Consider the following 24,331-nt stretch of genomic DNA (forward strand, 5'->3'; position numbering starts at 1 on the left):
GCCGGTTGGAGCACCCACTTGGGCGCAGGGGTTCGACAAAACAATTTCCCTGTGCCTGCCATGGCTCATCGCCGCAAGGGGATAATGCATAAATCGTTTGGCGGCTTTGCTTCGACCTCGCCTGAAAGCGGTAACTTCTAACGAACGTAACCGTCAGGGAACCGGTGCTGGACGCGCCTATTCGGCCTCCTCGATGCGCAGCATGTGATTGTCCCAGACATAGCCCGACTCGGACCGTGTCGCGCCGCCGGCTTCGAGGATTTCGCCGGTGCCAGTGGTCGCCATGAAGCTCGGTCCGTCGGGCGCCACGCCGCAGACCTCGGCCAGTGCGCTGATGGCGACGATCCGGCCGCTGGCCGCATCGATCACCGCCAGCGAATTCCCTTCCGGCGAGGACACGGCGACGGTGCCGGCGGCGAGGTTGGCGGCGACCGAGCCGATGTAGTTCCTGAAGCCGGAAAGCACGTCCTGCGGCATGTCGAGCAGTTGCAGATCCTTGCCGCGCGCGGCGCGGCCGACCAGCAGCGGACGATCGGTGCCCGGCCCCCTGTACTGGCAGCCGAACCAGACCGTGCCGGATTTATCGGCAGCGATGTGACGGATCGACAGCTGGTGCAGCTCCGGCGGCAGTTCGTGCTTTTCGAGAAGGTCGCCGGTCAGGCGGTCGACCAGCACATAGGATGGCTTCATCGTCGCGATGTTGAGCTCGGCGCGGCCGTAATCCGGATGCGTCTCGATGCCGCCATTGGCGACGGCAATCGTCCTGCCGTCGCCCAACAACAGAAGCTCGTGCGATCCCATGCCGTAGGTCGGGAACTCACTGATGCGCTTGAATTTCGCACGCGCGTCATAGACACCGACCACACCGGCGGCATTGTCGAAATCGTTCTCGGTGGCGTAGAGCAGCGCACCGTCGGTCGAAAACACGCCGTGACCGAAGAAATGCCGTCCACTGACGCTGGCAATGGTCCGTGGTTCGTCGCGGCCTGTGTGGTCGAAGACCACGGCGAAGGTGCCGGGCTGCCTGGCAAAGACCACGGAGCGCTTCGACACCGGATCGAAGGTGACGTCGTGACCGCGGGCGGGAAGGTCGATGGCATGCAGGACCTTGCCGGCCTCGGACAGGATGGCCGCGCCATAGCTGCCGTCACGCTTGACGAAAGCGGTGGCGAAGACGGCGTCGGCCGCAAGTGTCTTCGCCCATGCCGACGGTGCCATCGCGGCAACAAAGCCTGTCCCGGCGGCCCTGAGGAAATCACGGCGATCGATCAGCGGCGTCTTCAGGATACGATCTCCGTTCGAGCATGATCTTCTCCAAAAAGTCTGCAACTTTTTGGGAACATGCTCAGTTTCTTTGCCGCATGATCTTGTCCAAAAAGTCTGCAACTTTTTGGGATCATGCTCAGTCTCCGTCGAGCGACGAGAAACCGGCGGTCAGGCCGAATTCGGCTGTCAGCCTGGTGCCGATCAGGGTCGACAGGCTGGATGTCACCAGCGAGAAGTGGTCGAGCTTCTGGCGCAGCGCCGGGTCGGCGAGCGCCTTGTCGATCGGACCTCTGATGGCCGTGGCGTCGGCGGCCCCGTTGACGAGCTGGATGTGGATCGAATCTGCCATCCAGCGCGCGTCGGGCGACAGCGCTTCGCCAAGCTGCGAGGCCTGGAACAGCGCGTCCATGCCCGAAAGATTGCCGGTCAACGAGCGCGCGGTGTTTTGCGAGCGCCAGTAGATCGCCTGTTTCGGCTTGTCGGCTTGCGGATTGCTGCCCAAAAAGCCCTTTAGGCGCACGTCGCGGACCATTTCCAGCTCGTTGATGAAGACGCCGACCAGTTCTGTCACCACTTCGGTGCCGTCGCGGTAGAGCGCGTTTTGCGGGCCCGGATTGGCCCAAAGCGCGGCAAAACCGTCGGGCTTGTTCCAGGCGTCGCTGACCTCGGCGGCAATCGTTTCGATGTTGCCAGCGACGGCCGCGCCGTAAGCACAGCGATAGGGATCGTCCTTACCGGCGAGCCGCTCGGCGCTATCGCCGTAAAGCACGAACTCCAGCGCGCCGAGCCCTTGCATGGCGACGCTCTTTGTCGCCAGCTGGGCTGGATCGGCGGCGGTGCGATCTTTATTAGCCAGCGCCGCCTGGACCTGCCTCAGGCCGATGCTCTTGCGGTCCGGCCAGAACAGCATGCGCTCCAGCCGGTTGTTCTGCGTGATCGGTCCGATGCGGATGATCTCGACGACCGACCAGGCATTCACGGTGCCGGAGAATTCGGCGCGCGCCGCATCGAGATGATCCTGCGAAGGCGCGTCGCAAAGCCTGCGCATCGCCTTGGTCAGGCTGTCCGCATGCTCATGCAGCCGTGCATAGGCCGGGCGGACAAAGCCGTCGATGGCCTGCTGGATCACGTCGGAGGCCTTTGCCGCTGCGGATGCCGGCAACGCGCCGGCGAGGACCAGCGGGAGAACCAGGACAAGCGCAAGACGCTTCGACATCAGAACGACTCCAGGAATTTGACCAGTGCGTCGCGATCGGCCGCATCGGCGGCGGCAAAGCGGTCGCGCGCCTTCTGCCCCTCGCCGCCATGCCACAGGATCGCCTCGGCCAGGGTGCGCGCGCGCCCGTCATGCAGGAAAAAGCTGTTGCCGTTGACGGTCTGGGTAAGACCGCTGCCCCACAGCGGCGGCGTGCGCCATTCGCTGCCGGTAGCCTCGCCCACCCCTTGCCCATCGGCGAGACCCGGCCCCATGTCATGCAGCAGAAAATCGGAATAGGGCCAGATAAGCTGGAAGGCCTGCGCCTTGTTGGGCGTGCCGCGGCGGGTGACGAATTTCGGCGTATGGCAGGAAATGCAGCCCATGTCGTAGAACAGCTTCTTGCCGGCCAGCACATCGGGCTCGTCGAGATCGCGCCGCGCCGGCACGGCGAGGTTTTGCGAATAGAAGGTGACGAGGTCCATGACCGGCGGCGGCGCCTCGACCGGGCCGAGGCGCTCCTGCACGCCGTTGGGCATGGCAAGACAGGTCTTTTCGGCCGCGGTGCAATCGCCCCAGTGGTTTGGCACTTCCGGCGTCGAAATGCCGATGTCACCGGCGAATGCGTCCGCCGCTTGCTGGCGGATCGACGGCGTCTGAGCCTTCCAGCCGAAGCGGCCGAGCGTCAGTTCGCCGCTCTGGCCATCGCGCACGATGTTGGGCTTGCCGGAGATGCCGTCACTGTTCCGATCGTCCGGATCGGCATGGGCGAGAATGTCCGCCGGTGCGATTTGCTCGACCAGGCCGAGGCCGATCATCGGCGGCGTCATACGCGGCGAAAGCGTCGTGTGCGGATCGAGCGGCCCGTTGGCAAGATCATCGACCGAATAGCTCGGCTTGCGCAGCCAAACCACGGTACCGTCCGGCAGCGTGACTTTCTGCTCCTGATAGTCGACACGCATCCGGCCTTCGCCCCGAAGACCCGGCACGGCCAGGTCCTGCAATTGCGAGCCGTAGACCGGATCGGGGAAGTTGAGCACCTTGCGGGCGGCCAGCGCTGCTCTCTCCTCATCGGTGCTCGCCTGCCGCGCCAGCCGCAGGAACATCGAGGTGGTACCGCTGTCGCCTTCCGGCGGACGACCGCGACCGTCCTTCAGATGGCAATTCTGGCACGCCCGCTCGTTGAATAGCGGCCCAAGCCCGTCCGACGCCTGCGTCGACGAGGGCGACGAAACCCAGTTCTTGCGGAAAAGGGCATTGCCGAGCTTGAAGGTGCCTTCTTCCTCGAAGGTGATATTGGCGGAAGATTGCGAGAAAGCGTCCTTGTTGGCATCTCTCCGTGACGTGCCGGCGCCGCCCTGCATCGGCTCGAACTGCTCGGGCTTGGAAAAATCCTTGGTCGGCCGGGTGATGGCGATGACGCGCGCCAGATCCTTCGGCGTCAGATCGGTACGACTGGTGGCGAGGCCCGCCGGTTCGGGCGCGCCGGCCATCGCCGAGGCCGTAAGTGGGACCACTACGGCAAGCGAAAACCCGCGAAGCCAGCTGTATCGCGGGTTTTGCTGGGACGGCAGGCCGCAATCCTCGGCCTGCCGCAGGCGGCGCAAGAAATCTAAGCGGCGCCGCATTCCCGCATGTCCTTAATCCGCCTCGTCGGCCGATGCGGCGTTGAGCTGGCCGTATTTTTCCTCGCCGATCGAGGCGAGCAGGTCGAGTTGCGTCTCGAGGAAGTCGATGTGACCTTCCTCGTCGGACAGCAAATCCTCGAACAGTTTCATCGTCACGTAGTCGCCTGCTTCGTCACAAATCTCGCGCGAGCGTTTGTAGGCAGTGCGCGCGTCATATTCACCGGCAAGATCGGATTCGAGCACTTCCTTGACATTCTGTCCGATGCGCAGCGGCGCTACCGACTGCAGGTTCGGATGACCTTCAAGGAAGATGATGCGGGCCACGAGCCGGTCGGCATGGTGCATCTCCTCGATCGATTCCGCGCGTTCCTTCTTCGCCAGCTTGGCGTAGCCCCAGTCTTCCAGCAGCCGGAAATGCACCCAGTACTGATTGACCGCTCCAAGTTCCAGAAACAGAGCTTCGTTAAGCCGCTCTATGATCTGCTGTTCGCCTTTCATGGGTTCTGCTCCCGTATTGGACGCGCAGGCCTCTGACGCGATCCAGGTGTGAAACGACATCCACGCCGCTCGCCTCCGAGCGGGCGTGGTAATTTTCGGTTACCCGAATGATCGTTTCGACCACATTTGGGAAGCAGCCGCAACAGCGACCACGCTTCTGCATGGCATGATAGATCTTCGCCGGCACGATAAGTTGCCAGGGATCCTGATCCAGCAGCCCGACGATCGTCTGCTCAATCTCCTTCTCGGTGATGATGTTGCAATGGCAGATCAGCATTATTTGCTCTGTATGGCTGACGGCGCGTGCTCTGCGCCGTGTGGCTTATTTTCTCAATCGAACCGAAAACCGCTTTCCACTTTTTTACGCGGACCTTCGGTTCGGGATCGTGCTCGAGGCTCTTGACGCCTTATTGGAACACCTTGTCTGGAGCATCGAGGCTGTCCGAGCCCTCGAAGGCGATGGCATTGAGTTTCAGGGTGCCGACGGCGCGTTCGATCGACTTGGTCTGGTCGACCAGCGCATCGATCGCCGCCTGGACTGTGGCGTTGCCTTCAATGTTGCCTTCGCCGATCTGCTGGTCATAAGCCTCGCCGCCAAGCGCCCGCGCTTTGATGGCTTCCATCTTGGCGACGGTGACATCGAGCTTGTCCGACAGTTCCTTGTCGATCGCCGGATCGGCCTCCTTGACCATGTCGGATACCGAGGGGCCTTCGACGACGGTGCCGTCGAGGCGCGTGTAGCTGCCACGATAGGCGGCACGAATGCCGACGGCATCGTAGAGATGGGAATCGTAGGTGTTGTCGGAGAAGCAGTCGTGCTCCTCTTCCGGATCGTGCAGCAGCAGGCCGAGCTTCATGCGCTCGCCGGCAAGTTCGCCATAGGACAGCGAGCCCATTCCGGTGAGGATGGTCGAGATGCCTACTTTCGGCTCGCCATCGACAAGGTTCTTGCGGGCGGCGCCGCCATCCTTCCACTCGTTGACCATGTCCTGCAGATCGGAAACCAGAAGGTCGCTCGCCGACTTCAGGTACTGCGCCCGACGATCGCAATTGCCGCTGGTGCAGTTGGCGAGATCGTAGTCCGTATAGGGCCGTTCGCCCGCGCCCGGGCCAGTGCCGTGCAGGTCCTGGCCCCACAGCAGGAATTCGATAGCGTGGTAGCCGGTCGCCACATTGGCCTCGATGCCGCCGGCTTCCTGCAGCGTGCCGGAGAGAAACTCGGGAGTAAGATTGGTGGCGTCGATCTTCTTGCCGTCGACCTCAATCGACTTCTTGGCGATCACATTGGCGGTGTAGAGCGCATTCGCATCCGACTCGGTGCCGTAGCCGGCAGCGACATAGTCGATCAGGCCTTCGTCCAGCGGCCAGGCGTTCACCTTGCCTTCCCAGTCGTCGACGATGGCGTTGCCGAAGCGGTAGACTTCGGTCTGCTGATAGGGAACACGCGACGCCTTCCAGGCCTCGCGGGCGGCAGTCATCGTTTCCACCGAAGGCTTGGCAAGCAGCGCGTCGACGGCCTTGTCGAGCGCCTGCGCCGTCGTCAGCGAATCCTCATATTTGGCGAGCGCAATGTCGGAATAGGTCTTGATGACAGCCTTGGCATCGGTTTCCGCCTTGGCCGGCAGCACGAATATCGCCGCCGTCAATGCCGCCGTGGCGCCGATCGCGGCGAGCCTGCCATATCGTGCCGTGATCATCGCTCTCATGATTGTCATCGCCTCGGAATTCAGTGAAATGCCGGCGCCAAAGGCGCGTCGGCAGGCAATCGGCACCAAGGCAGGTCCATGCCATTGGCCGAGAAACAGGCCGCGGCATAGCGCGGTTTGCGGAAGAAAGACATCGAAATGCCTCCAATCGAAAGGGTTCAAGGCCCAGACATCAAAGGGATGCGCTTGACACGGGTTCCATAAAGCGATGAAGGCGCCGGAAGTCAACCGATTTCAGAGAGAAAAGCCAATCGAAACAACACTTTAGAATTATTCTAAACTGCAAGTGTCAACTTTAGCCGCATTTTAGCTTGTCGTCATTAACAGCACTATTGATGGACCGCCATTCCGGGTGCGACCCGCAAAGGTGGTCTTGCGGCGGGGTCAGACAATTGCCACGTGGCGAGACGTCCTAGACCTGGACGAAGAATTGGGGATGAGGAAATTGGAGCTGCGATGAACAACGGTGTGGTCATTGTCGGTGCGGGTCATGCGGGCGTGCAAGCGGCCGCCAGCCTGCGCGAGGACGGTTACGACGGACCCGTGATCCTCGTCGGCGACGAGAATGAACTGCCCTATCACAAGCCGCCGCTGTCGAAGACCTTCATCAAGGATCAAGAGGCCAAACCGCAGCCGCTGCGCGGCGAGGCCTTTTATACCGGAAGTACCATCGACTACCGGCCGGGCATCAGGGTCGACCGCATCGATGCCGGACGCAGGCTGGAGTTATCAGGTGGCGGCGTGCTGCCTTTCGACCGACTGATCCTGGCGACCGGTTCGCGGCCGCGAATCCTGCCGCTGCCGGGTTCGGAGCTTTCAGGCGTGGTGTCGTTGCGCTCGCTCGCCGACGCGCGGCTGATCCGCGCGTTGAGCGCGCAGAGCGAGGATGTAGTCATCCTCGGCGGCGGCTTCATCGGACTGGAGATCGCCGCGACGCTCAAAGCGGCCGGCCGCGAGGTCACCGTGGTCGAGGCGGTCGACCGGCTGCTCGGCCGGGCAGTGGCGCCGGTCATCGCGAGGCACGTGCGGCAACGGCTGGAAGCGACTGGCGTGCGCATCCTCACCGGCACCACGATTGCGCGGCTCGAAGGCGAGAACGGCCATGTCTCGGCCGCGATCACCACATCCGGCGAGCGCCTGCCGGCGCAGATGGTCATCGTCGGTATCGGCGTCGTGCCGAATGTCGAACTGGCCCATGCCGCCGGCATCACAATCGCCAACGGCATCCGCGTCGACCAGCAGATGCGCACGTCAGTCCCCGAAATCCTCGCCATCGGCGATGCCGCCTCCTACCGGCACTGGCTCACCGGCAGCGATGTGCGGCTGGAATCGGTGCAGAATGCGACCGACCAGGCGCGTCTTGCCGCGCGCACCATCGTCGGCCATGCGGACGCCTTTGCGGCAGTGCCATGGTTCTGGTCCGATATCGGCGACATGAAGCTGCAGATGGTCGGCCTGATTTCGGGCGGCGACAGCCATGTCGTGCTGGGCGACGTCAACGAGAACAAATTCTCGATCTACCATTATGCTGGAAATCGTCTCCTCGGCATTGAATCGGTCAACCGGCCGGGCGACCATATGCTTGGCCGCAAGATGCTCGGTGCCGGCTTCTCGCCAACGCCGCAAACGGTTGCGACGGGGCCGGATGGACTGAAGGCGGCGCTCGCCGCCTTCCAGCAGGAAGAGCCTGTCCGCGCCGCTGAATAGGATATGTTGTTATTCAGGTGATGCCGGCCTGTGAACGGCAGTTTTCTGCGCCTCCAGCGTCGACCGCCAATTTGCCGATCTCGGCTCTGCCCCCTTCATCGCCCTGCCGGGCACTTCTTCCCGCAAAGCACGGGGAGAAGGGCTGATCGCAACGCTGGCGACCCTTCCCTGTTTTTCACGGGGAGAGGGTAAGGGCGAGGGGCGGCGCAAACACCGGCGAGATCCGCTCTAGCTGGCCCGGACCTCACGGATCGAGCTTTCCAGGATGTCGAGCGCTTCGTTCATGACGCCGTCCTGGATAGTGATCGGCGCCAGGAAACGGATGACGTTGCCGTATACGCCGCAGGTGAGCAGGATCAGGCCCTTATCGAGCGCCTTCAGCCGGACGGCATTGGCGATCTCGGCCGACGGCAAGCCCTTTTTGACTTCATTGAACTCAACCGCGTTCATGAAGCCGGGGCCTCTGATATCGACGATCTCCGGCGTGTCGTCGCGGATCGATTGCAGCCGCTGCTTCAGCCTGTTGCCCAGCGTGTTGGCGCGGTCGCAGAGGTTTTCCTCCTCGATCACATCGAGCACGGCATGCGCCGCCGCGACGCCAATCGGGCTGCCGCCATAGGTGCCGCCGAGCCCGCCCGGGTTCGGCGCATCCATGATCTCGGCACGCCCGGTGACCGCCGACAGCGGGAAGCCGCCGGCGAGGCTCTTGGCCATGGTGGTGATATCGGGCGCCACCTCGTGGTGATCCATGGCGAACATCTTTCCGGTGCGAGCAAAGCCGGTCTGCACCTCGTCGGCGATCAACAGCATGCCGTGCTGGTCGCAGATCTTGCGCAGTGCCGTCATGAACTCGCGCGGCGCCTCGTAGAAGCCGCCCTCACCCTGCACCGGCTCGACGATGATTGCGGCGACGCGGGCCGGATCGACATCGGCCTTGAACAGGCGGTCGAGCGCGGCCAGCGAATCGGCGACGGAGATGCCGTGCAGCGCCACCGGGAACGGCGCGTGGAAGACATCGGCCGGCATGGCGCCGAAGCCGACCTTATAGGGCACGACCTTGCCGGTCAGCGCCATGCCCATGAAGGTGCGGCCATGGAAGCCGCCGGCAAAGGCGATGACCGCCGGCCGGCCGGTGGCGTTGCGGGCGATCTTGACGGCATTCTCCACCGCCTCGGCGCCGGTGGTGACGAAGATGGTCTTCTTTTCGAACTTGCCCGGCAGCATGCCGTTCAGCCGTTCGGCCAGCCTGACATAGCTCTCATAGGGCACCACCTGGTGGCAGGTGTGGGTGAAGCGGTCGAGCTGCGTCTTGACCGCCTCGATCACCTTCGGGTGACGATGGCCGGTGTTGACGACCGCGATGCCCGACGAGAAGTCGATGTAGCGGCGGCCTTCGACATCCCAGATTTCCGAGTTCTCGGCGCGGTCGGCATAGATTTGCGTGGTCATGCCGACACCGCGCGAGATCGACTGGTTCTTGCGTTCGGAAATGGCTGAATTCTTCATGATGTCCCTCGCCGGGCCGGCGCCCGTTCTCGTTTGGATGATTGCCGGGAATTGTTCTGATCTTATTTCATGTTTTCCTCAAGTTGGCACCGCCGCCGGGTCGTTGGGCCTGCTGCCGTTAGCGTCGCTGAAATTTGATTCACGCCGTCCTGACAAACCCGTCGCTGGCCCGCAAGAGATTGCGCGTGTAATCCTTGGTCACGTGACGCTCGACGAGGTCGTCCGCGGTGAGGTGCTCGACCGCCTCGCCGTTCTGCATCACCATCAGCCGCTCGCACATATGGGTGATGATGGCGAGGTCGTGGCTGACCATCAGGAAGGTGAGCTTGCGCCGCCGGCGGATCTCCTCCAAGAGGTTGAGCACTTCGGCCTGCACCGACGCGTCGAGCGCCGAGGTCGGCTCGTCGAGCAGCAGGATCGACGGTTCGAGGATCAGGGCGCGCGCAATCGCCACGCGCTGGCGCTGGCCGCCCGACAATTGATGCGAATAGCGGAAGCGGAAGCCGGTTCCCAAACCGACCTCGTCCAGCGCCCGCTGGATGCGCTTTTCGCCATCGGCAAAGCCGTGGATGGCGAGCGGCTCCTGCAGCAGGCGGTCGACGGTCTGGCGCGGATGCAGCGAGCCGTAAGGGTCCTGAAAGACCATCTGCACCTCGCGATAGAAAGCCTTGTGGCGGCGCGCGCCGAGTTTTTTTCCGTTGACCGTGATGCTGCCCGAAGCGATCGGCGCCAGACCGGCGATTGCCCTCAGCAGCGTCGATTTGCCCGAGCCGGATTCGCCGACCAGGCCGAAGGATTCGCCTGATTGCACTTCGAGGCTGACGCCCTTCAGCGCGCGAAACCGGTCGAAGACCACCTCCAGCCTGTCGACGGAAAGCGCTGATGTCATGCCGCCCACTCCGGCTTGCGGTCGAGCACCGGCAGCGGGTGACGGTCGGCGCCGATCTTGGGCATGCAGTTGAGCAGCCCGCGCGTATAGGGATGCTGGGCACGGCCGAGTTCCGATGCCGCCAGCTGCTCGACGACCTTGCCGGCATACATGACGATCACCCGGTCGCAGAAGGACGAGACCAGGCGCAGGTCGTGCGAGATGAAGATCAGCCCCATGCCGCGCTCGCTGACCAGCCTGTCGAGAATGCCGAGCACGTCGAGTTGCACAGTGACATCGAGCGCCGAGGTCGGCTCGTCGGCGATCATCATTTCCGGCCCGGCGATCAGCATCATGGCGATCATGGCACGCTGGCCCATGCCGCCCGACACCTCGTGCGGATGCAGGTCGAAGACACGGGCGGGATCGCGGATCTGCACCGCCTCCAGCATGGCGAGCGCGCGGTCGCGGGCTTCGGCCTTGCCGACCTTCTCATGCGTGCGCAGCGTCTCGACGATCTGACGGCCGATGCTCATCACCGGGTCGAGCGAATATTTCGGATCCTGCAGGATCATGGCGATGCGTTTTCCCCGCAACGCACGGCGGTCGCGAGGCGAGGCCGTGAGCAGGTCGATGCCGTCGAAAGCAAGTTTCCTGGCGGTGACCTCGGCCTGCGGCGGGGTCAAGCCCATGATGGCGCGGCCGGTCTGCGACTTGCCGGAACCGCTCTCGCCGACGATGCCGAGCCGTTCGCGGCCGAGCGAGAAGGAGACGCCGCGCACCGCTTCGATGCGGCCGGTACGCGTCGGAAAGGTGACGCGCAGATCGTCGACGTCGAGAAGCGTGCTCATTGATCACGGCTCATGGGGTCGCCGCTCATTGGTCGCCACTCCGGGGGTCGAGCGCGTCGCGGAGGCCGTCGCCGAGCAGGTTGAAGCCGAGGCTGACGATGAGGATGGCAAAGCCCGGTGCGCCAGCCACCCACCACTGGTCGAGCACGAAGCGGCGGCCCGACGCGATCATCGCTCCCCATTCCGGCAGCGGCGGCTGCGCGCCGAGGCCGAGGAAGCCGAGACCGGCGGCGGTCAGGATGATGCCGGCCATGTCGAGCGTCACCCTGACGATCAGCGAGGAGATGCAGAGCGGCATGATGTGGCGAAGCACTATGCGAAACGGCGAGGCGCCCATCAATTGCACCGCCTTGATGTAGTCCGAATTGCGCACGGTGAGCGTTTCGGCACGGGCAATACGCGCATAGGGCGGCCATGAGGTGATGGCGATGGCGAGCACCGCATTCTCGATGCCGGGGCCAAGTGCGGCGACAAAGGCCAGCGCCAGGATCAGCTTCGGAAACGCAAGAAAGATGTCGGTGATGCGCATCAGGATCGCATCGATCCAACCGCCGGCATAGCCGGCGACGGTGCCGACCAGCAGGCCGATAGGGGCGGCGATGACGGCGACGAGAATGACGACGTAGAGCGTCCATCGCGAGCCGAAGATGACGCGCGAAAGGATGTCGCGCCCGAGGTCGTCGGTGCCGAACCAGTGCTCGGCACTTGGCGCCAGCAGGCGCGAGCCCTTGAGGTCACCGAACGTCGGCGAATAGGGCGCCAACACATCGGCAAGGGCGGCGACCACCAGCAAAGCGATGATGATGAGCAGGCCGAGAAACGCCAGCCGATTGGCGGAAAAGCGCCGCCACGCGACATAGGCGCGGCCGAGCCTTGCCTGCATGCGCGACGCCGGCCGCTCGCTGAGCAGCCAGTCGCGACGGCTCTGGATTGCTTCAGCGCTCATCGTACCTTGGTCCTTGGGTCGAGCATCCGGTAGAGCAGATCGGACAGGAGATTGATGCCGATGAAGACCGAGCCGATGATGATGGTGCCGCCGAGCACCGCGTTCATGTCGGCGTTCTGCAGGGAATTGGTGATGTAGAGGCCGATACCCGGCCACGAAAACACGGTCTCGGTCAGCACCGAGCCTTCGAGCAGGCCGGCATACGAAAGCGCGATCACGGTGACCATCGGCACCGCCGCGTTGCGCAGCGCGTGGCCCCAGATGATGCGTGTTTCCGACAGGCCCTTGGCGCGCGCCGCCACGATATATTCCTGGGCAAGCTCGTTCAGCATGAACGACCGCGTCATGCGGCTGATATAGGCGAGCGAGAAATAGCCAAGTAGCGAGGCCGGCAGGATGATGTGGCGGAAGGCATCGAAAAACACATCCCACTGCCGCTGCCACAGTGCATCCAGAAGATAGAAGCCGGTGATCGGCGTGAAGGTGTATTCGTAGACGATGTCGAGGCGGCCGGGAAAAGCCACCCATTGCAGCTTGGCGTAGAATAGCACGAGCGCCAGCAGTCCCAGCCAGAAGATCGGCACGGAGTAGCCGACCAAGCCAATGATGCGCACGATCTGGTCGATGATGCTGCCGCGCCGGACCGCGGCCAGCACGCCGAGCGGTACACCAAGGAATGCACCGATCAGCGTCCCCAGCGTCGCCAGCTCGATCGTCGCCGGAAAGGCGCGGCGAATGTCGGTCATGACAGGATTGGTGGTCAGCACCGAGGTGCCGAAATTGCCGTTCAGGGCATTTTTCACATAGATGTAGAACTGCTCGACCAGCGGCAGGTCGAGACCCATCTCGCGGCGGGTGCGCTCGACGACATTGGCAGGCGCCCGGTCGCCGAGCACTGCCAGCACCGGGTCGATCGGGATCACCCGGCCGATGAAGAAGGTCACCGCAAGAAGACCGAGATAGGTGGTTATCGCGATGACCAGGAAGCGGGCGATCGCCGACGCGACAGCGACAGCACGGGCGCTGCCGCGCCCTGCCGTCGCTTCGCTTTCAACAGTGCTCATGCGGCAAGTCCGCCGATATCACTCCTTGGATATCTGGCCGACGAAGTTGGTGTCGAAGCTCGGGCCGAGCGCAAAGCCCTTGAGGTTCTTGCGCAGGCCAGCCACTTCCAGCTGCTGGTGGATGATGATGAAAGGACTGGTTTCGAGGACCTTCTTCTGCAGATCCTGGTACATTGCGGCGCGCTTGGCCGCATCCTTCTCGAGCAGAGCAGCCTCGGTCTCTTTGGTCAATTCCGGGATATCCCAGGCGTTGCGCCAGGCCAGGGTCTTGGTCTTGCCTTCATCCGAATTGTCCGGGTTGCTGGCGAAGGTCTGCGCATTGGAGTTCGGATCAAAATAATCCTGGCCCCACTGGCCGATATAGATATCGTGGTTGCGGGCGCGGTATTTGGTCAGCGTCTGCTTGCCGTCGCCGGGAATGATCTCCAGCTTGACGCCGGCCTGGCCGAGCGTCTGCTGGAATGATTCCGCCATGCCGGTCACCGGCTGGGTGTTGCGTACGTCCATGGTGACGCTGAAGCCGTCGGCCAAGCCAGCCTTGGCAAGCAGTTCCTTGGCCTTGGCGACGTCCAATTTGAACGGATTCTCGTCCAGCTCGCCGAGCACGCCTTTCGGCAGGAAGGTCTGGTGGATCTCGCCAATGCCCTTGAGGATGGTCGAGCTCAAGGCATCGTAGTCGACAAGGTATTTGAAGGCCTGGCGAACCTCGGGCTTGGCGAGGTTCGGGTTCTTCTGATTGAGGCTGATGTAGAAGACCGTGCCCTTCGGTGCGCTGGTGGTGGTGAGATCGGCGTTCTTGGCGATGGCGTCGAGATCGTTCGGCTCGAGATTGCGGGCAACGTCGATGTCGCCGGCTTCCAGCGCCAGGCGCTGACCCGAGCTTTCCTTCATGTTGCGATAGATGACGCGGGCAAGCTTGGCCTTTTCGCCGTGATAATTTTCGTTGCGCTCGATCACGACGACCTCATTCGCCCGCCATTCGCGCAGCTTGAAGGCGCCGGAGCCGGCATAGCCGGTCTTCAGCCAGGCGTTGCCGAAATCGTTGTCGAATTTGTAATCGTCGCTGGGCGTCACCGCCGCGACATGCTCCTTGACCAGCTTGGCGTCGACGACCGAGGCGACGGTTGCCGACAGACAGTTCAAGACGAAGCTCGGCGCATAGGCCTTGTCGACCGTGAACTGGAACGTCGTGTCATCGATGGCCTTCGCCTTCTCAGTGACGTTGTCGCCGTTGATGCCGAACTGCCCGATGATAAAGGCCGGGCTCTTGTCGAGCTTGATGGCGCGCTCGAACGAATAGGCGACGTCCGCCGCCGTGATCGGGTTGCCCGAGGCAAATTTCAGGCCGGGCTTGAGCTTGAAAGTGTAGGTCAGGCCGTCATCTGAGACGCTCCAGCTTTCGGCGAGATCGCCCTTGACCTTGGAGGTATCGCTGAGATCGAGGCGGACAAGAAGATCGTAGGTGTTGCCGGTGACCTCGGCGGTCGACAGCTCGAACGCCTCGCCCGGATCCATGGAGATGATGTCGTCGATGGCGAAACCCTCGACCAGCGTGTCGGCGGGCGTGACCGCAAAGGCCGGCGCGCCGGCCAGAAGCAGCGCGGACATGGCTGCGCCCGCGAGCAAGAAGCGGGAGCGTAGAGCAAACTTTTCCATCATCATTTTGATTGTTCCCTGTTTTGTTGACCTGAGTTCCCGGCCCAGGCTTGTGGCGTTCTCTTGCCAAATCAACGGTGATCCCAGAACCGGTTGTCTTGGCAACTTTTATCCAGTTCCGCCTCACCATATCCGGCGGTTTCAAGCGCGGCAACGAGCATTTGCAAAGCTGTTGGTTGGACCAGATCAGCCAGCCGCCACCGCCGGGAACGAACCCCGGGGGTGAGCTATTTCAATGCGGTGACCAGGTCGGCATCGGGAAAACAGGTGGCGGCTCGACTGTTCCTGGCCTGCCACTTACCGATCGAGCGGCGGGTCTTGAAGCCGGGCAGGCCGTCGGCACTGCCGACATCATAGCCCTCGGCCTCCAGGGCCCGCTGCAGGGTGGCGATGTCCGACCTGTGGAGCCCGCCGACCGCGCCCCAGCGCCCTGAAAAATTGCTGTCGCCACGGGCGATGCGGTCGGCGCCGTGGCCGATGAACAGGGCATACAGATCGCTGGTGTTGTATTGCTTCAGCACGTAGAAATTGGGCGTGACGATGAAGGCCGGACCGCTGCGCCCGGCCGGCATCAAAAGAAAGCCTTCAGCCTTCAGCTCACGCGCCGGAAACGATCCTGCCGCGACACGCTTGATGCCCATATCAGCCCACTCGGAAATCCTCTTGCCCTGGTCCGGACCCTCGAGCGAACAGGAGACCGCTTCCGGTACAGTCACCTCGAAGCCCCAGCCGCGACCCTTCACCCAGCCATGGTGGACGAGATAGTTGGCGATCGAGGCCAGCGTGTCCGGCACCGAATTCCAGATATCGGCCCGACCGTCGCCATCGAAATCGACGGCATGGTTCAGGAACGAACTCGGCATGAACTGCGGCTGGCCGAGCGCGCCTGCCCAGGACGATTTCATCGCGCCGACCGGGGCCAGCCCACGCTCGACGATCTCGAGTGCTGCCATAAGCTCGGTGCGAAAGAAGTCCTTCCTGGTCGCCATGAACGCCTTGGTGCCCAGCACTTCGAAAGCGTCGTAAGGCATCTTCGCCGCGCCGAAGCCGCTCTCGCGGCCCCAGATCGCCAGCAGCACCTCGCCCGGCACGCCGTAGCGCTTCTCGATCGCGGCAATGGTCCTGGCATTGGCCGCCTTGCGCGTGCGGCCACCGGCGGTTACGGCGCGAACCGTCTTTTCGGCGAAATAGGCGCCGGGCGAACCGAACTCCGCCTGATGCTGCTTCTGCGGCGTCGTCGCCTTTTTGCCCGGTATAACCAGGTCGGGCAGTTTCAGGTTCGGTTTGACGCCGTCGAAGGCGGCATCGAGGGTTCTTCTGGAGATGCCTTTGGCGTTCGCCTCGGGCCAGAGATCGCCTTGCAGCCAGGCGCGGAACTGGTCGTCGATTTTTGCTGCGGAAGCAGGGGTGGGGAGGAGGCCGATCAGTGCGGCCAACAGAAATACAATGCAGAGTATGCAAGGGCAGCGTTCCTTCGCAGTCATCTCAGAAGCATCCTTCCCGCCAGCCACCTCAAAACGCCGTCCGCGAGCGCAGCGCCGCGGCCAGCGTGCCTTCGTCAAGATAATCGAGTTCGCCGCCGACCGGCACGCCATGCGCCAGCCGCGTTACTTTGATGTCGAAGCCGGACAATTGGTCGGTGAGATAATGCGCGGTGGTCTGGCCCTCGACCGTGGCGTTGACGGCAAGGATCACCTCCTTGACCTCGCCGCCGGCGACACGGTCGACCAGCGATCGGATGTTGAGCTGCTCGGGGCCGACGCCGTCGAGCGGCGACAGCGAGCCGCCGAGCACGTGGTAGCGGACATTCATGGCGGCCGCCCGCTCCAGCGCCCACAGGTCGGCCACGTCCTCGACGACGATCAGAGTGCCGGCGTCGCGGCGCGGATCGGTGCAGATCATGCATGGGTCGGACGTATCGACATTACCGCAGGTCGAGCAGATGCGCACCTTGTCGACCGCCTCGCCCATGGCGGCGGCGAGCGGCGACAGCAACTGCTCCTTCTTTTTGATGAGGTGAAGTGCTGCCCGCCTGGCCGAACGGGGCCCGAGCCCCGGCACCTTGGCCAGAAGCTGGATCAGGCGTTCGATCTCGGGACCGGCGATTCGCTTCGACATCGCATCGGTTTATGATTTTTCCGCACGCTTTGGAACAGTTCTGCGGGCGAGCGGTCTGTTCAACGCGTAAGGATGCTGCTGCCGTCAGTATGCTTCCAGCGGCCGGCTCTGGCCGGCGATCATCGCACCGATGGCGTCGGTGTTCTCGGGTGTCGATTCAAACGACATCGTCGGCTCGGCCGGCGCCGCCGGGAATGACGTGACAGGTTGCGCACCGGCAGTGCCGCCAAAACGGGCCGCGTCCGGCTCCTGCATCGGCTCTTGCATCGCCACAAGGGTCGCCTTCTCTGGCGTCGCCTTCTCCAGAGTAGCCTTTGCCGGTTGCGTTGCGACCGCGGTCACATAGGTTGCCTTGGCGAATTTTGCCTTGGCGACCGGAGCGGCGGAGGCCACGAGCGTCACAGGCGCTGCGCGCGCCGACCCCCGCGGCGTGGACTGTGCCACCGCGACCGTCGGCTCGTCCGGCAACGGTTTCCAGTTCCGGCCGCGCTTTTCATAGAAGGCGTTGCCGCCGGCAACCATGGTGTAGTGCATGTTCTTGTAGGGGAAACGCAGGCCGGCGGTGTGAAAGAACATCGTGTTCTTCAGCTTGGCCTTGCGCTCGCCCCTGAGCACCGCCTCGGCGGCCTCCTTGACGTCGGGCATCGCCTTCGAATTCATCTGCCGTGTCATCACGCCCGGTGCGAACTGGCCGCGCTCGCCGACCACCTGGCAGATGGTGTTGCCGTGCTTGCCGGAACGCAGCCGGTTCATGACCACCGTGCCGACGGCAATCATGCCGTCACGGCTCGACCGGTTGGATTCGAAGAACATCGCGCGCTGGAGGCACTCCTTGTCCTTCAGTGTGTGACGGTAGGGCCGGGATCTGACGGCGTCGGTCAGGCTGGCCGCCGACAGGCTGTGCGAGGTGGTCTGACTGCAAGCGGCCAAGAACAGCGGAGAGGTGATGACGCCGAGCAACAACGGCGTCTTCCATCGGGTCGCGATCAAAGATATCCCCTCATTCTGTCGCCAGCCCGCCCCTGGTTGCGGCAAGAATGAGACACTTTCAGGCAAAAAGATGGCTAAAGCGTTATTAAGTGCGCGGAGTTGCCGAATGGACACACCGGTGGAGCAAGCGACCGCCGAATCGCGGCACAGCACTCCATGGCCACTATAACGGCATGGGTCCTATCCTAGGATATCCGCAGGGAGCCTTCCCCAAGGCTCGAGCAATGGGTTCAGTCGACCGGCATAGCTAATCAACACCTTAGAACGGCAGCTTCATTCCCGGCGGTATCGGCAGTCCTGCGGTCAGTGCCTGGGTCTTTTCCTGCATCATCTGCTCGACCTTGGCCCTTGCGTCATTGTGGGCGGCAAGAAGCAGATCCTCCAGAATCTCGACCTCCTCCTCCTTGAACAGAGACGGGTCGATCTTCAGCGCCTTCATCTCGAATTTGCCGGTCAGCGTCACGCTGACCAGGCCGCCGCCGGCCTGTCCGGTGGCTTCCAGCGTGGCGATCTCGTCCTGCATGGCCTGGAACTTGGCCTGCATTTCTTTCGCCTTGCCCATCAGGCCGAGAAGATCTTTCATCGCTTGGTCCTCTACGATTGATCGTGTGTCTTTTGGTTGAGCATGATCTTCTCCGAAAACCGGCTCCCACTTTTCGGGATCATGCTTTAGGTTTCGTCTTCGTCTGTCGCCGGCTCGATCGGAACCTCGGCCTCCACCGCATCGGCTTCCGGTGCGTCGGGAATGCGCACGTCGATGATCTTGGCGCCGGGAAAACGCGCCAGGATGGCGGCGACGGTCGGGTCGCTCTTGGCGTCGAGGAGGGCGCTTTCGCGTTTGGTCGATTCCATCTCGGCCAGCGTCTGGCCGCCCTCTTCCTTCGACAGCGACACCAGCCAGCTGCGGCCGGTCCAGGCGCGCAATTTGGCGGTCAGGTCGTTGAGCAGCATCTTCGGCGCATCATCGGTCAGGCTGACGTCGATGCGGCCGGGCTCGATGCGCACCAGGCGCACGCAGCGCTTCACCAGCACCTTGAAGGCCATATCGCGCTGGGCGTCGGCAAGCGCGACGATGTCGGCCAGCGATTTCACCGGCACCGGCGGCGCATCCGCAGCCGGCTCCGGAACGAAGGCTGCAGGCATCGGCGCGGGTTCGACCAGCCGCATGGTCTGCGCGCCGCCATTGGCCGTCGGCATCCGCGTCTGCGTCACAGCGCTGGCGCCGCCATTTCCGGGACTTGCTGGGCCGGGATTTGCGACGACAGAGCTTGCGGGCGCACCATTCGAGCGTGGCGCGCCGTTGGGCACCGACGCTCCGCTCTCCAGCGATTTCAGCGCCTCGTCCAGTGTCGGCAGGTCGGCGGCATGCGCCAGCCGGATCAGCACCATTTCGGCGGCACTGACCGGCCGGTTGGAGGACTGCACCTCGGGAATGCCTTTCAACAGCATTTGCCAGGTCCGCGACAGCACCCTGACCGACAGCGCCTTGGCGAAATCGGCGCCGCGCCGGCGCTCGTCCTCCGACAGCGACGCGTCCTCAAGGGCCGTCGGCACGAAGCGCAACCGGGTGACGAGGTGGTTGAACTCGGCCAAGTCGGTCAGCACCGCGGCCGGATCGGCGCCGGTATCGTACTGGTTGTGGAACTCGGCCAGTGCGGACGCCACATCGCCTTTCATGACATGTTCGAACAGGTCGACGATGCGGGCGCGGTCAGCGAGCCCGAGCATGGCGCGTACCGCTTCGGCGCTGACAGCGCCGCTGCCATGGGCGATCGCCTGGTCGAGAATGGACAGCGAATCGCGCGCCGATCCTTCGGCCGCACGGGCGATCATCGCCAGTGCGTCGTCGTCGACCGCAATGCCTTCTTTGCCGGCGATCGAGGACAGATGCGCGACCAGCGTGCCGGCATCGATACGCCTGAGGTCGAAGCGCTGGCAACGCGACAGAACGGTGATCGGAACTTTTCTGATTTCGGTGGTGGCGAAGATGAATTTGACGTGCGGCGGCGGCTCTTCCAGCGTCTTCAGCAGGCCGTTGAAGGCCTGGGTCGAGAGCATGTGCACTTCGTCGATGATGTAGACCTTGTAGCGCGCCGACACCGGGGCATAACGCACGCGCTCGATGATGTCTCTGATGTCGTCGATGCCGGTATGCGAGGCGGCGTCCATCTCGATGACGTCGACATGGCGGCCTTCCATGATCGCTTGGCAATGCTCGCCCAGCACGGCAAGGTCGACCGAAGGTTGGTCGACGGTGGCGGTCTTATAGTTGAGCGCCCGCGCCAGAATGCGCGCCGTCGTCGTCTTGCCGACACCACGCACACCGGTCAGCATCCAGGCCTGGGCGATGCGGCCGGTGGCGAAAGCATTGGTGAGGGTGCGAACCATCGGCTCCTGGCCGATCAGTTCGGAAAAATTAGCAGGACGGTATTTGCGCGCCAGAACGCGATAGGCGACTGCCTTTTCCGTTCCCGAATTTCCGGCTTCGCTCATTCGCCCGTAAAGCTCCAAGGGCCGCGCCTGCAGGCGGCCGATTCCTGCGCATAGTTTCGCCCGCAGGGCTTGGCGCCGTCAATGTCGCGGGAGAAAGGCGAAGAGGTGGGAGGCTGGAACAATGACCCGTTCCGGGCTCGTTAGGGCTGCTTCCTTCCGGACCTGACCCGGTTGGCGAGTGGACCGTCCACCACCAACCTCCCGCTTCCATATCGGCAATCCGGCGATGAAATGCAAGGGCGCAGGATTCAATCAGCCGGGAGTGGCGTCGAATGCTGAAACAGAAAACCCGCCTCGGGGCGGGTCATTGGCGCAAATCAGCACCATGGCCGAACCACTATCATAACTGCCGTCACAAAGCAACGATTCGCTTGCCGCCTCTTGCGGGCCACCGGCAGCCGCTTTAGCGTTCAAAAGTCTAAAAAACACGACAAAAGTGAAGGAAACGCCGATGTTGCCGGGCCTCAAGGCCGGATTTACGCTGGATGCTCGTCTGGAGGCGGACAGCGAGCAATTGATGTGGCTCGGCCTATGCGAGCTGCGGGTGATGAACGACCGCCGCTGGCCGTGGCTGCTTCTGGTGCCGCAGCGACCGGGCGTGGAAGAAATCCACGATTTAACGCCGCTCGACCAGGCGATGCTGACCTTCGAGACCAATATGGTGGCGCAGGCGCTGAAGAGGGTGAGCGGCTGCACCAAGATCAACAGCGGCGCCCTCGGCAACGTCGTGCGCCAGTTGCATGTCCATGTCGTCGCCCGCTCGGAAGGCGATCCCGGCTGGCCGGGCCCGGTGTGGGGGCACGGCATGCGCGAGCCCTACCAGCGCTCGGACCTTCGCCGGTTTGCGCAACAGATAAAGGCGGCGCTATAAGCCTGTCCCGTGTCCATCCTGAACCTTGAGTCTCCCATGAGCATCCGCCTGTTTGACGCGCCCTTGCGCGAGCCGAGCCAGTTCGTCGGCTTCGCCGGCAATGTGATCGACCGGCAATCGGAAAACCGCGCCGACGATTCCGTCGAAATGGCGCTCGCCGATCCCTCGGTCAGGGTTTTGCTGATGCATGGCGGGCGGCTCTACCTGAAGCTCAGGGATGGCGGCTTCGACCCCTGGTTCGGCGCCGAGGAAAGCCAGCCGCTCCAGGTGTCGCTCGACCATGGCGTCCTGCTCGGTTTTTCCGACAGCGGCCCGGTCCTCGCCGTGCCGGCCGGGCTCGATCCGGAACAATTGCCGGAGTCGATCAAGGCCATCGACTATCGCTCGGTCTATATGCAGGGGCTGATTGACGAGGCGGCGGCCGGCGCGATGGCGCAAGGAGCAGCGCTGCTCGCCTGGCATGCCAGCCACCGGTTCTGCAGCAAATGCGGCACCGAAGCCGAAATGCGGGCTGGCGGCTACAAGCGACTTTGCCCGGCCTGCGCCACCGAGCATTTTCCGCGCACCGACCCGGTGGCGATCATGCTGACGGCGACCCGCGAAAAATGCCTGCTTGGCCGCGGCCGGCATTTCGCACCGGGCATGTATTCGGCGCTCGCCGGCTTCATCGAACCCGGCGAGACGATCGAGGCGGCGGTGCGCCGTGAAACGCTGGAGGAAGCCGGCATCCGGCTTGGCCGCGTCGTCTACCATGCCAGCCAGCCCTGGCCGTTTCCCTATTCGCTGATGATCGGCTGCTTCGGCGAACCGCTCAACGACGACATCCAGGCCGACCTCAACGAACTCGAAGACTGCCGCTGGTTCTTTCGCGACGAGGTGCTCTCGATGCTGGCCCGCGAGCATCCGGGCGGCCTGGTCACCCCGCCGAAGGGGGCGATCGCCTATAACCTCATCCGCGCCTGGGCCGACAGCGCATAAAAACTCATAGGGGGAGCAAGTGATCCGTCACACAGTGGTGTTCAGGCTGAAGCACAAGGACAGCTCAGTCGAGGAGGCAAGATTCCTCGCTGATGCGAAAATACTGGCGGCGATACCGGGCGTCGAAAAGTTCGAGCAGCTGCGTCAGGTAAGCCCGAAGAACGATTATCGTTTCGGCTTCTCGATGGAGTTCGCCGACCAGGCCGCCTATACAGGTTACAACGACCATTTCGACCACATCGCCTTCGTCCGCGACCGCTGGATCCCCGAGGTCGAGGCGTATCTCGAGATCGACTACGCGCCGCTGTCCTAAGATCAGAGTTCTGAACGAGCAAGTTCGTCCCCATAGCGGACCTTTATCAGCCGGTCGGTGACGTCCCAGCGAAAACCGCCAACTGAGCGGCGAAAGCACGCTTGTAGGCCGGCCGGGCTTCGCCCCGGGCGACATAGGCGAAGAGGTTCGGATATCCGTCCAGTATACCCGACCCGCTCAACCTTAGCAGCACGTGCACCATCATCAGGTCCCCCGCGCTGAACGCACCATCGAGCCAGTCGGCCTCGCCCAGGCGATCGGAAAGTTCGCCCAGCCGGTCACGGATGCGATCCTCGACCGTAGGCAGGCGCTGTTCGTGCCAGGTCTCGTCGCGCTCCAGGAGCACGGCGGTTTGGCGCTCAAGGATCGGCGGCTCCACCGTGTTGAGCGCGGCAAACATCCATGTGATCGCGCGCGCCCGCGCATTCGCATCGTCCGGCAACAGGCCCGCATGGCGCTCGGCGATATGGAATACGATCGCCCCCGACTCGAACAGGGCGAGATCGCCTTCCTCATAAGTCGGAATCTGTCCGAAAGGATGGAGTGCTCGATGCGCGGATTCGTTCATCGCTTTGAACGAAACAAGACGAACCTTGTAGGGCTGGCCGACTTCCTCAAGCGCCCAACGAACGCGCATGTCACGCGCCAGTCCCCTTCCGCGATCGGGCGACCGTTCAAAGGCGGTGATGGTGGGGGTCATTGGAAGGCTCCGGATGATTGCATGACGCCATCGTGCGTGACGTCGTCGATTGAGTTCAGTTTCCTCATCTCGTCGCGTCCCTTCTTCGATTGAGGCAACCAAAGGACGAATGTCGAGCCGGAATTCCGACATCTGGGAACTGCTCGTCAATCGCGCGTGACCGCTGCAACGGAGGCGCGTAGCGCTCCGGCGAAATCGGGATGGCCATAAAGGTCGTTGTGGCCAGCCGCTATGGCGATGTGGCTGCGCAGATCACGGGCAGCCTCGCGCAGAGGTACCGAACGTGCGGCAGGAACGATGGTGTCGTTTTCGGCGGTGATTACGGCCGTGGGCACATCGAGGTCGCGCAGGGATTCTGCCGCCTCCATGCGGTGCCGCAGCAAGAGGCGAACCGGCAGCCAGGGATAGTGGTGAGCGGCGAGTTCTCTCAGCGAATCGAAGGGTGTAACCATGACGATGCCGCGCAACGGCCGGGCCGTCGCCAGATCGACCGCAACCGCAGCGCCGACGCTAAGGCCGATGGCGACGATGCCGGCTTTGGCATCGGTGGCCAGGTGGTCGTGGGCGCGTCGGGCGTCCTCGAACAGGGCGGCGGCCGACGGGCTTCCGCTGCTCTGCGCATATCCGCGGTAGTGCAGCGCAGCGACCTGATGTTCTGGGAAAAGCTGGTGCAGCATGAGGGCAAGTGCGTCGGCATTCCAGGCATTGCCGGCGAATCCCAGCAGGAGCGGGCGCGGCGTGGCCGGCGTCTGCCTTGCCGGCAGGCGCACCAGAACGACGCGCTCGCCGTCCTCCGTTGCCAGTTCGACATGGCGGGCCCCGGCCGGCAGATCGGGTGCGAACGCCGCAAGGCCGGCCGGAAAGATCAGCCAGGACTGAAGCACATACACCACGGTGACAACGACCGCATACAATCCAGCAACTGCGAGCATCAGTTTCAGAAGCCACATCGCAGGAATGTCGCCCGACGCTCGTCA

At 63.3% G+C, this 24,331-nt stretch carries 23 protein-coding genes and 1 other RNA gene; 4 read left to right on the top strand and 20 right to left on the bottom strand.

Annotated elements, in window-relative coordinates:
* Positions 1–177: 177 nt before the first annotated feature.
* The 6 genes from ACWTU7_RS08720 to ACWTU7_RS08745 all read right to left on the bottom strand — a co-directional run bounded on the left by ACWTU7_RS08720 (position 178) and on the right by ACWTU7_RS08745 (position 6,284).
* Positions 178–1,284 carry a DUF1513 domain-containing protein gene (locus tag ACWTU7_RS08720; protein WP_455838537.1) on the bottom strand — a complete coding sequence of 369 codons (1,107 nt, stop codon included), beginning with the start codon at positions 1,282–1,284 and terminating at the stop codon, positions 178–180.
* A 118-nt stretch (positions 1,285–1,402) separates the two neighbouring features.
* Entirely contained in the window at positions 1,403–2,482 is a 1,080-nt protein-coding gene (locus ACWTU7_RS08725) for an imelysin family protein (RefSeq protein ID WP_455838367.1), read from the bottom strand.
* Complete coding sequence (locus ACWTU7_RS08730; RefSeq protein WP_455838536.1) at positions 2,482–3,954, bottom strand: di-heme oxidoreductase family protein; 1,473 nt, start codon at positions 3,952–3,954, stop codon at positions 2,482–2,484. Before ACWTU7_RS08730 ends, ACWTU7_RS08725 begins: the two co-directional genes overlap by 1 nt.
* Positions 3,955–4,101: 147 nt before the next feature.
* A complete protein-coding gene (gene bfr, locus ACWTU7_RS08735) occupies positions 4,102–4,587 on the bottom strand; it encodes a bacterioferritin (protein ID WP_023802097.1) in 486 nt (161 codons plus the stop codon).
* Positions 4,553–4,864, bottom strand: a complete 312-nt coding sequence (locus ACWTU7_RS08740) for a (2Fe-2S)-binding protein (protein WP_065005901.1) — start codon at positions 4,862–4,864, stop codon at positions 4,553–4,555. The genes bfr and ACWTU7_RS08740 overlap by 35 nt, the downstream gene beginning before the upstream one ends.
* 130 nt (positions 4,865–4,994) lie before the next feature.
* Positions 4,995–6,284, bottom strand: coding sequence for an imelysin family protein (locus tag ACWTU7_RS08745; protein ID WP_455838535.1), 1,290 nt, complete (start codon positions 6,282–6,284; stop codon positions 4,995–4,997).
* Between the two features lie 465 nt (positions 6,285–6,749).
* Here ACWTU7_RS08745 and ACWTU7_RS08750 point away from each other — a divergent pair, with 465 nt between their 5' ends.
* Positions 6,750–8,000: an NAD(P)/FAD-dependent oxidoreductase gene (locus tag ACWTU7_RS08750; protein ID WP_455838366.1), complete on the top strand. Its 1,251-nt coding sequence runs from the start codon at positions 6,750–6,752 to the stop codon at positions 7,998–8,000.
* 228 nt (positions 8,001–8,228) lie between these two features.
* Here the strand turns inward: ACWTU7_RS08750 and ACWTU7_RS08755 are convergent, their stop codons facing one another.
* The 12 genes from ACWTU7_RS08755 to ffs all read right to left on the bottom strand — a co-directional run bounded on the left by ACWTU7_RS08755 (position 8,229) and on the right by ffs (position 20,694).
* Positions 8,229–9,506, bottom strand: coding sequence for a 4-aminobutyrate--2-oxoglutarate transaminase (locus ACWTU7_RS08755; RefSeq protein WP_455838365.1), 1,278 nt, complete (start codon positions 9,504–9,506; stop codon positions 8,229–8,231).
* A 139-nt stretch (positions 9,507–9,645) separates the two neighbouring features.
* Positions 9,646–10,395, bottom strand: a complete 750-nt coding sequence (locus ACWTU7_RS08760) for an ABC transporter ATP-binding protein (RefSeq protein WP_455838364.1) — start codon at positions 10,393–10,395, stop codon at positions 9,646–9,648.
* Entirely contained in the window at positions 10,392–11,225 is an 834-nt protein-coding gene (locus tag ACWTU7_RS08765) for an ABC transporter ATP-binding protein (RefSeq protein ID WP_287335680.1), read from the bottom strand. The genes ACWTU7_RS08760 and ACWTU7_RS08765 overlap by 4 nt, the downstream gene beginning before the upstream one ends.
* 25 nt (positions 11,226–11,250) lie before the next feature.
* Positions 11,251–12,171, bottom strand: a complete 921-nt coding sequence (gene nikC / locus ACWTU7_RS08770; protein WP_029356978.1) for a nickel transporter permease — start codon at positions 12,169–12,171, stop codon at positions 11,251–11,253.
* Positions 12,168–13,235 carry an ABC transporter permease gene (locus ACWTU7_RS08775; protein WP_029356979.1) on the bottom strand — a complete coding sequence of 356 codons (1,068 nt, stop codon included), beginning with the start codon at positions 13,233–13,235 and terminating at the stop codon, positions 12,168–12,170. The genes nikC and ACWTU7_RS08775 overlap by 4 nt, the downstream gene beginning before the upstream one ends.
* Positions 13,236–13,253: 18 nt before the next feature.
* Entirely contained in the window at positions 13,254–14,897 is a 1,644-nt protein-coding gene (locus tag ACWTU7_RS08780; RefSeq protein ID WP_455838363.1) for an ABC transporter substrate-binding protein, read from the bottom strand.
* Between the two features lie 221 nt (positions 14,898–15,118).
* On the bottom strand, positions 15,119–16,375 hold the full coding sequence (locus tag ACWTU7_RS08785; RefSeq protein ID WP_455838362.1) for a lytic murein transglycosylase: 1,257 nt from the start codon (positions 16,373–16,375) through the stop codon (positions 15,119–15,121).
* A gap of 28 nt (positions 16,376–16,403) precedes the next feature.
* On the bottom strand, positions 16,404–17,009 hold the full coding sequence (gene recR, locus ACWTU7_RS08790; protein WP_128340509.1) for a recombination mediator RecR: 606 nt from the start codon (positions 17,007–17,009) through the stop codon (positions 16,404–16,406).
* Between the two features lie 84 nt (positions 17,010–17,093).
* Entirely contained in the window at positions 17,094–17,999 is a 906-nt protein-coding gene (locus ACWTU7_RS08795; protein WP_455838361.1) for a cell wall hydrolase, read from the bottom strand.
* 259 nt (positions 18,000–18,258) lie between these two features.
* Positions 18,259–18,582 (bottom strand): YbaB/EbfC family nucleoid-associated protein, encoded by a 324-nt coding sequence (locus ACWTU7_RS08800; protein WP_029356983.1) that lies wholly within the window; start codon positions 18,580–18,582, stop codon positions 18,259–18,261.
* Positions 18,583–18,668: 86 nt separating this feature from the next.
* A complete protein-coding gene (locus ACWTU7_RS08805) occupies positions 18,669–20,492 on the bottom strand; it encodes a DNA polymerase III subunit gamma/tau (RefSeq protein ID WP_455838360.1) in 1,824 nt (607 codons plus the stop codon).
* A gap of 105 nt (positions 20,493–20,597) precedes the next feature.
* Positions 20,598–20,694: signal recognition particle sRNA small type (gene ffs, locus ACWTU7_RS08810), an RNA gene on the bottom strand.
* 249 nt (positions 20,695–20,943) lie between these two features.
* Between ffs and ACWTU7_RS08815 the strand changes: the two genes are divergently transcribed.
* Genes ACWTU7_RS08815 through ACWTU7_RS08825 form a run of 3 tightly spaced genes read left to right on the top strand, consistent with a single transcriptional unit; the run spans position 20,944 to position 22,654 of the window.
* Positions 20,944–21,363 carry an HIT domain-containing protein gene (locus tag ACWTU7_RS08815; RefSeq protein WP_029356985.1) on the top strand — a complete coding sequence of 140 codons (420 nt, stop codon included), beginning with the start codon at positions 20,944–20,946 and terminating at the stop codon, positions 21,361–21,363.
* A 36-nt stretch (positions 21,364–21,399) separates the two neighbouring features.
* Positions 21,400–22,341 carry an NAD(+) diphosphatase gene (nudC, locus tag ACWTU7_RS08820; protein ID WP_455838359.1) on the top strand — a complete coding sequence of 314 codons (942 nt, stop codon included), beginning with the start codon at positions 21,400–21,402 and terminating at the stop codon, positions 22,339–22,341.
* Between the two features lie 19 nt (positions 22,342–22,360).
* On the top strand, positions 22,361–22,654 hold the full coding sequence (locus ACWTU7_RS08825) for a Dabb family protein (protein WP_455838358.1): 294 nt from the start codon (positions 22,361–22,363) through the stop codon (positions 22,652–22,654).
* A gap of 46 nt (positions 22,655–22,700) precedes the next feature.
* Here ACWTU7_RS08825 and ACWTU7_RS08830 read toward each other — a convergent pair whose 3' ends face one another.
* Both ACWTU7_RS08830 and ACWTU7_RS08835 read right to left on the bottom strand, forming a co-directional pair.
* A complete protein-coding gene (locus ACWTU7_RS08830; RefSeq protein WP_455838534.1) occupies positions 22,701–23,354 on the bottom strand; it encodes a glutathione S-transferase family protein in 654 nt (217 codons plus the stop codon).
* A gap of 146 nt (positions 23,355–23,500) precedes the next feature.
* Entirely contained in the window at positions 23,501–24,304 is an 804-nt protein-coding gene (locus tag ACWTU7_RS08835; protein ID WP_455838357.1) for an alpha/beta hydrolase, read from the bottom strand.
* Between the last annotated feature and the right edge of the window lie 27 nt (positions 24,305–24,331).

The organism is Mesorhizobium sp. BHscii (assembly GCF_053848065.1).

Excerpts from the sequence above, each read along its gene's own strand:
- ACWTU7_RS08800 (WP_029356983.1), bottom strand. The coding sequence starts at position 18,582 with ATGAAAGATCTTCTCGGCCTGATGGGCAAGGCGAAAGAAATGCAGGCC.
- ACWTU7_RS08750 (WP_455838366.1), top strand. The coding sequence starts at position 6,750 with ATGAACAACGGTGTGGTCATTGTCGGTGCGGGTCATGCGGGCGTGCAA.
- ACWTU7_RS08780 (WP_455838363.1), bottom strand. The coding sequence starts at position 14,897 with ATGATGATGGAAAAGTTTGCTCTACGCTCCCGCTTCTTGCTCGCGGGC.
- nikC (WP_029356978.1), bottom strand. The coding sequence starts at position 12,171 with ATGAGCGCTGAAGCAATCCAGAGCCGTCGCGACTGGCTGCTCAGCGAG.
- ACWTU7_RS08830 (WP_455838534.1), bottom strand. The coding sequence starts at position 23,354 with ATGACCCCCACCATCACCGCCTTTGAACGGTCGCCCGATCGCGGAAGG.
- ACWTU7_RS08835 (WP_455838357.1), bottom strand. The coding sequence starts at position 24,304 with ATGTGGCTTCTGAAACTGATGCTCGCAGTTGCTGGATTGTATGCGGTC.
- ACWTU7_RS08740 (WP_065005901.1), bottom strand. The coding sequence starts at position 4,864 with ATGCTGATCTGCCATTGCAACATCATCACCGAGAAGGAGATTGAGCAG.
- ACWTU7_RS08730 (WP_455838536.1), bottom strand. The coding sequence starts at position 3,954 with ATGGCCGGCGCGCCCGAACCGGCGGGCCTCGCCACCAGTCGTACCGAT.
- ACWTU7_RS08760 (WP_455838364.1), bottom strand. The coding sequence starts at position 10,395 with ATGACATCAGCGCTTTCCGTCGACAGGCTGGAGGTGGTCTTCGACCGG.
- bfr (WP_023802097.1), bottom strand. The coding sequence starts at position 4,587 with ATGAAAGGCGAACAGCAGATCATAGAGCGGCTTAACGAAGCTCTGTTT.
- ACWTU7_RS08785 (WP_455838362.1), bottom strand. The coding sequence starts at position 16,375 with ATGACTGCGAAGGAACGCTGCCCTTGCATACTCTGCATTGTATTTCTG.
- nudC (WP_455838359.1), top strand. The coding sequence starts at position 21,400 with ATGAGCATCCGCCTGTTTGACGCGCCCTTGCGCGAGCCGAGCCAGTTC.
- ACWTU7_RS08775 (WP_029356979.1), bottom strand. The coding sequence starts at position 13,235 with ATGAGCACTGTTGAAAGCGAAGCGACGGCAGGGCGCGGCAGCGCCCGT.
- ACWTU7_RS08755 (WP_455838365.1), bottom strand. The coding sequence starts at position 9,506 with ATGAAGAATTCAGCCATTTCCGAACGCAAGAACCAGTCGATCTCGCGC.
- recR (WP_128340509.1), bottom strand. The coding sequence starts at position 17,009 with ATGTCGAAGCGAATCGCCGGTCCCGAGATCGAACGCCTGATCCAGCTT.
- ACWTU7_RS08725 (WP_455838367.1), bottom strand. The coding sequence starts at position 2,482 with ATGTCGAAGCGTCTTGCGCTTGTCCTGGTTCTCCCGCTGGTCCTCGCC.
- ACWTU7_RS08805 (WP_455838360.1), bottom strand. The coding sequence starts at position 20,492 with ATGAGCGAAGCCGGAAATTCGGGAACGGAAAAGGCAGTCGCCTATCGC.
- ACWTU7_RS08765 (WP_287335680.1), bottom strand. The coding sequence starts at position 11,225 with ATGAGCACGCTTCTCGACGTCGACGATCTGCGCGTCACCTTTCCGACG.
- ACWTU7_RS08815 (WP_029356985.1), top strand. The coding sequence starts at position 20,944 with ATGTTGCCGGGCCTCAAGGCCGGATTTACGCTGGATGCTCGTCTGGAG.
- ACWTU7_RS08745 (WP_455838535.1), bottom strand. The coding sequence starts at position 6,284 with ATGATCACGGCACGATATGGCAGGCTCGCCGCGATCGGCGCCACGGCG.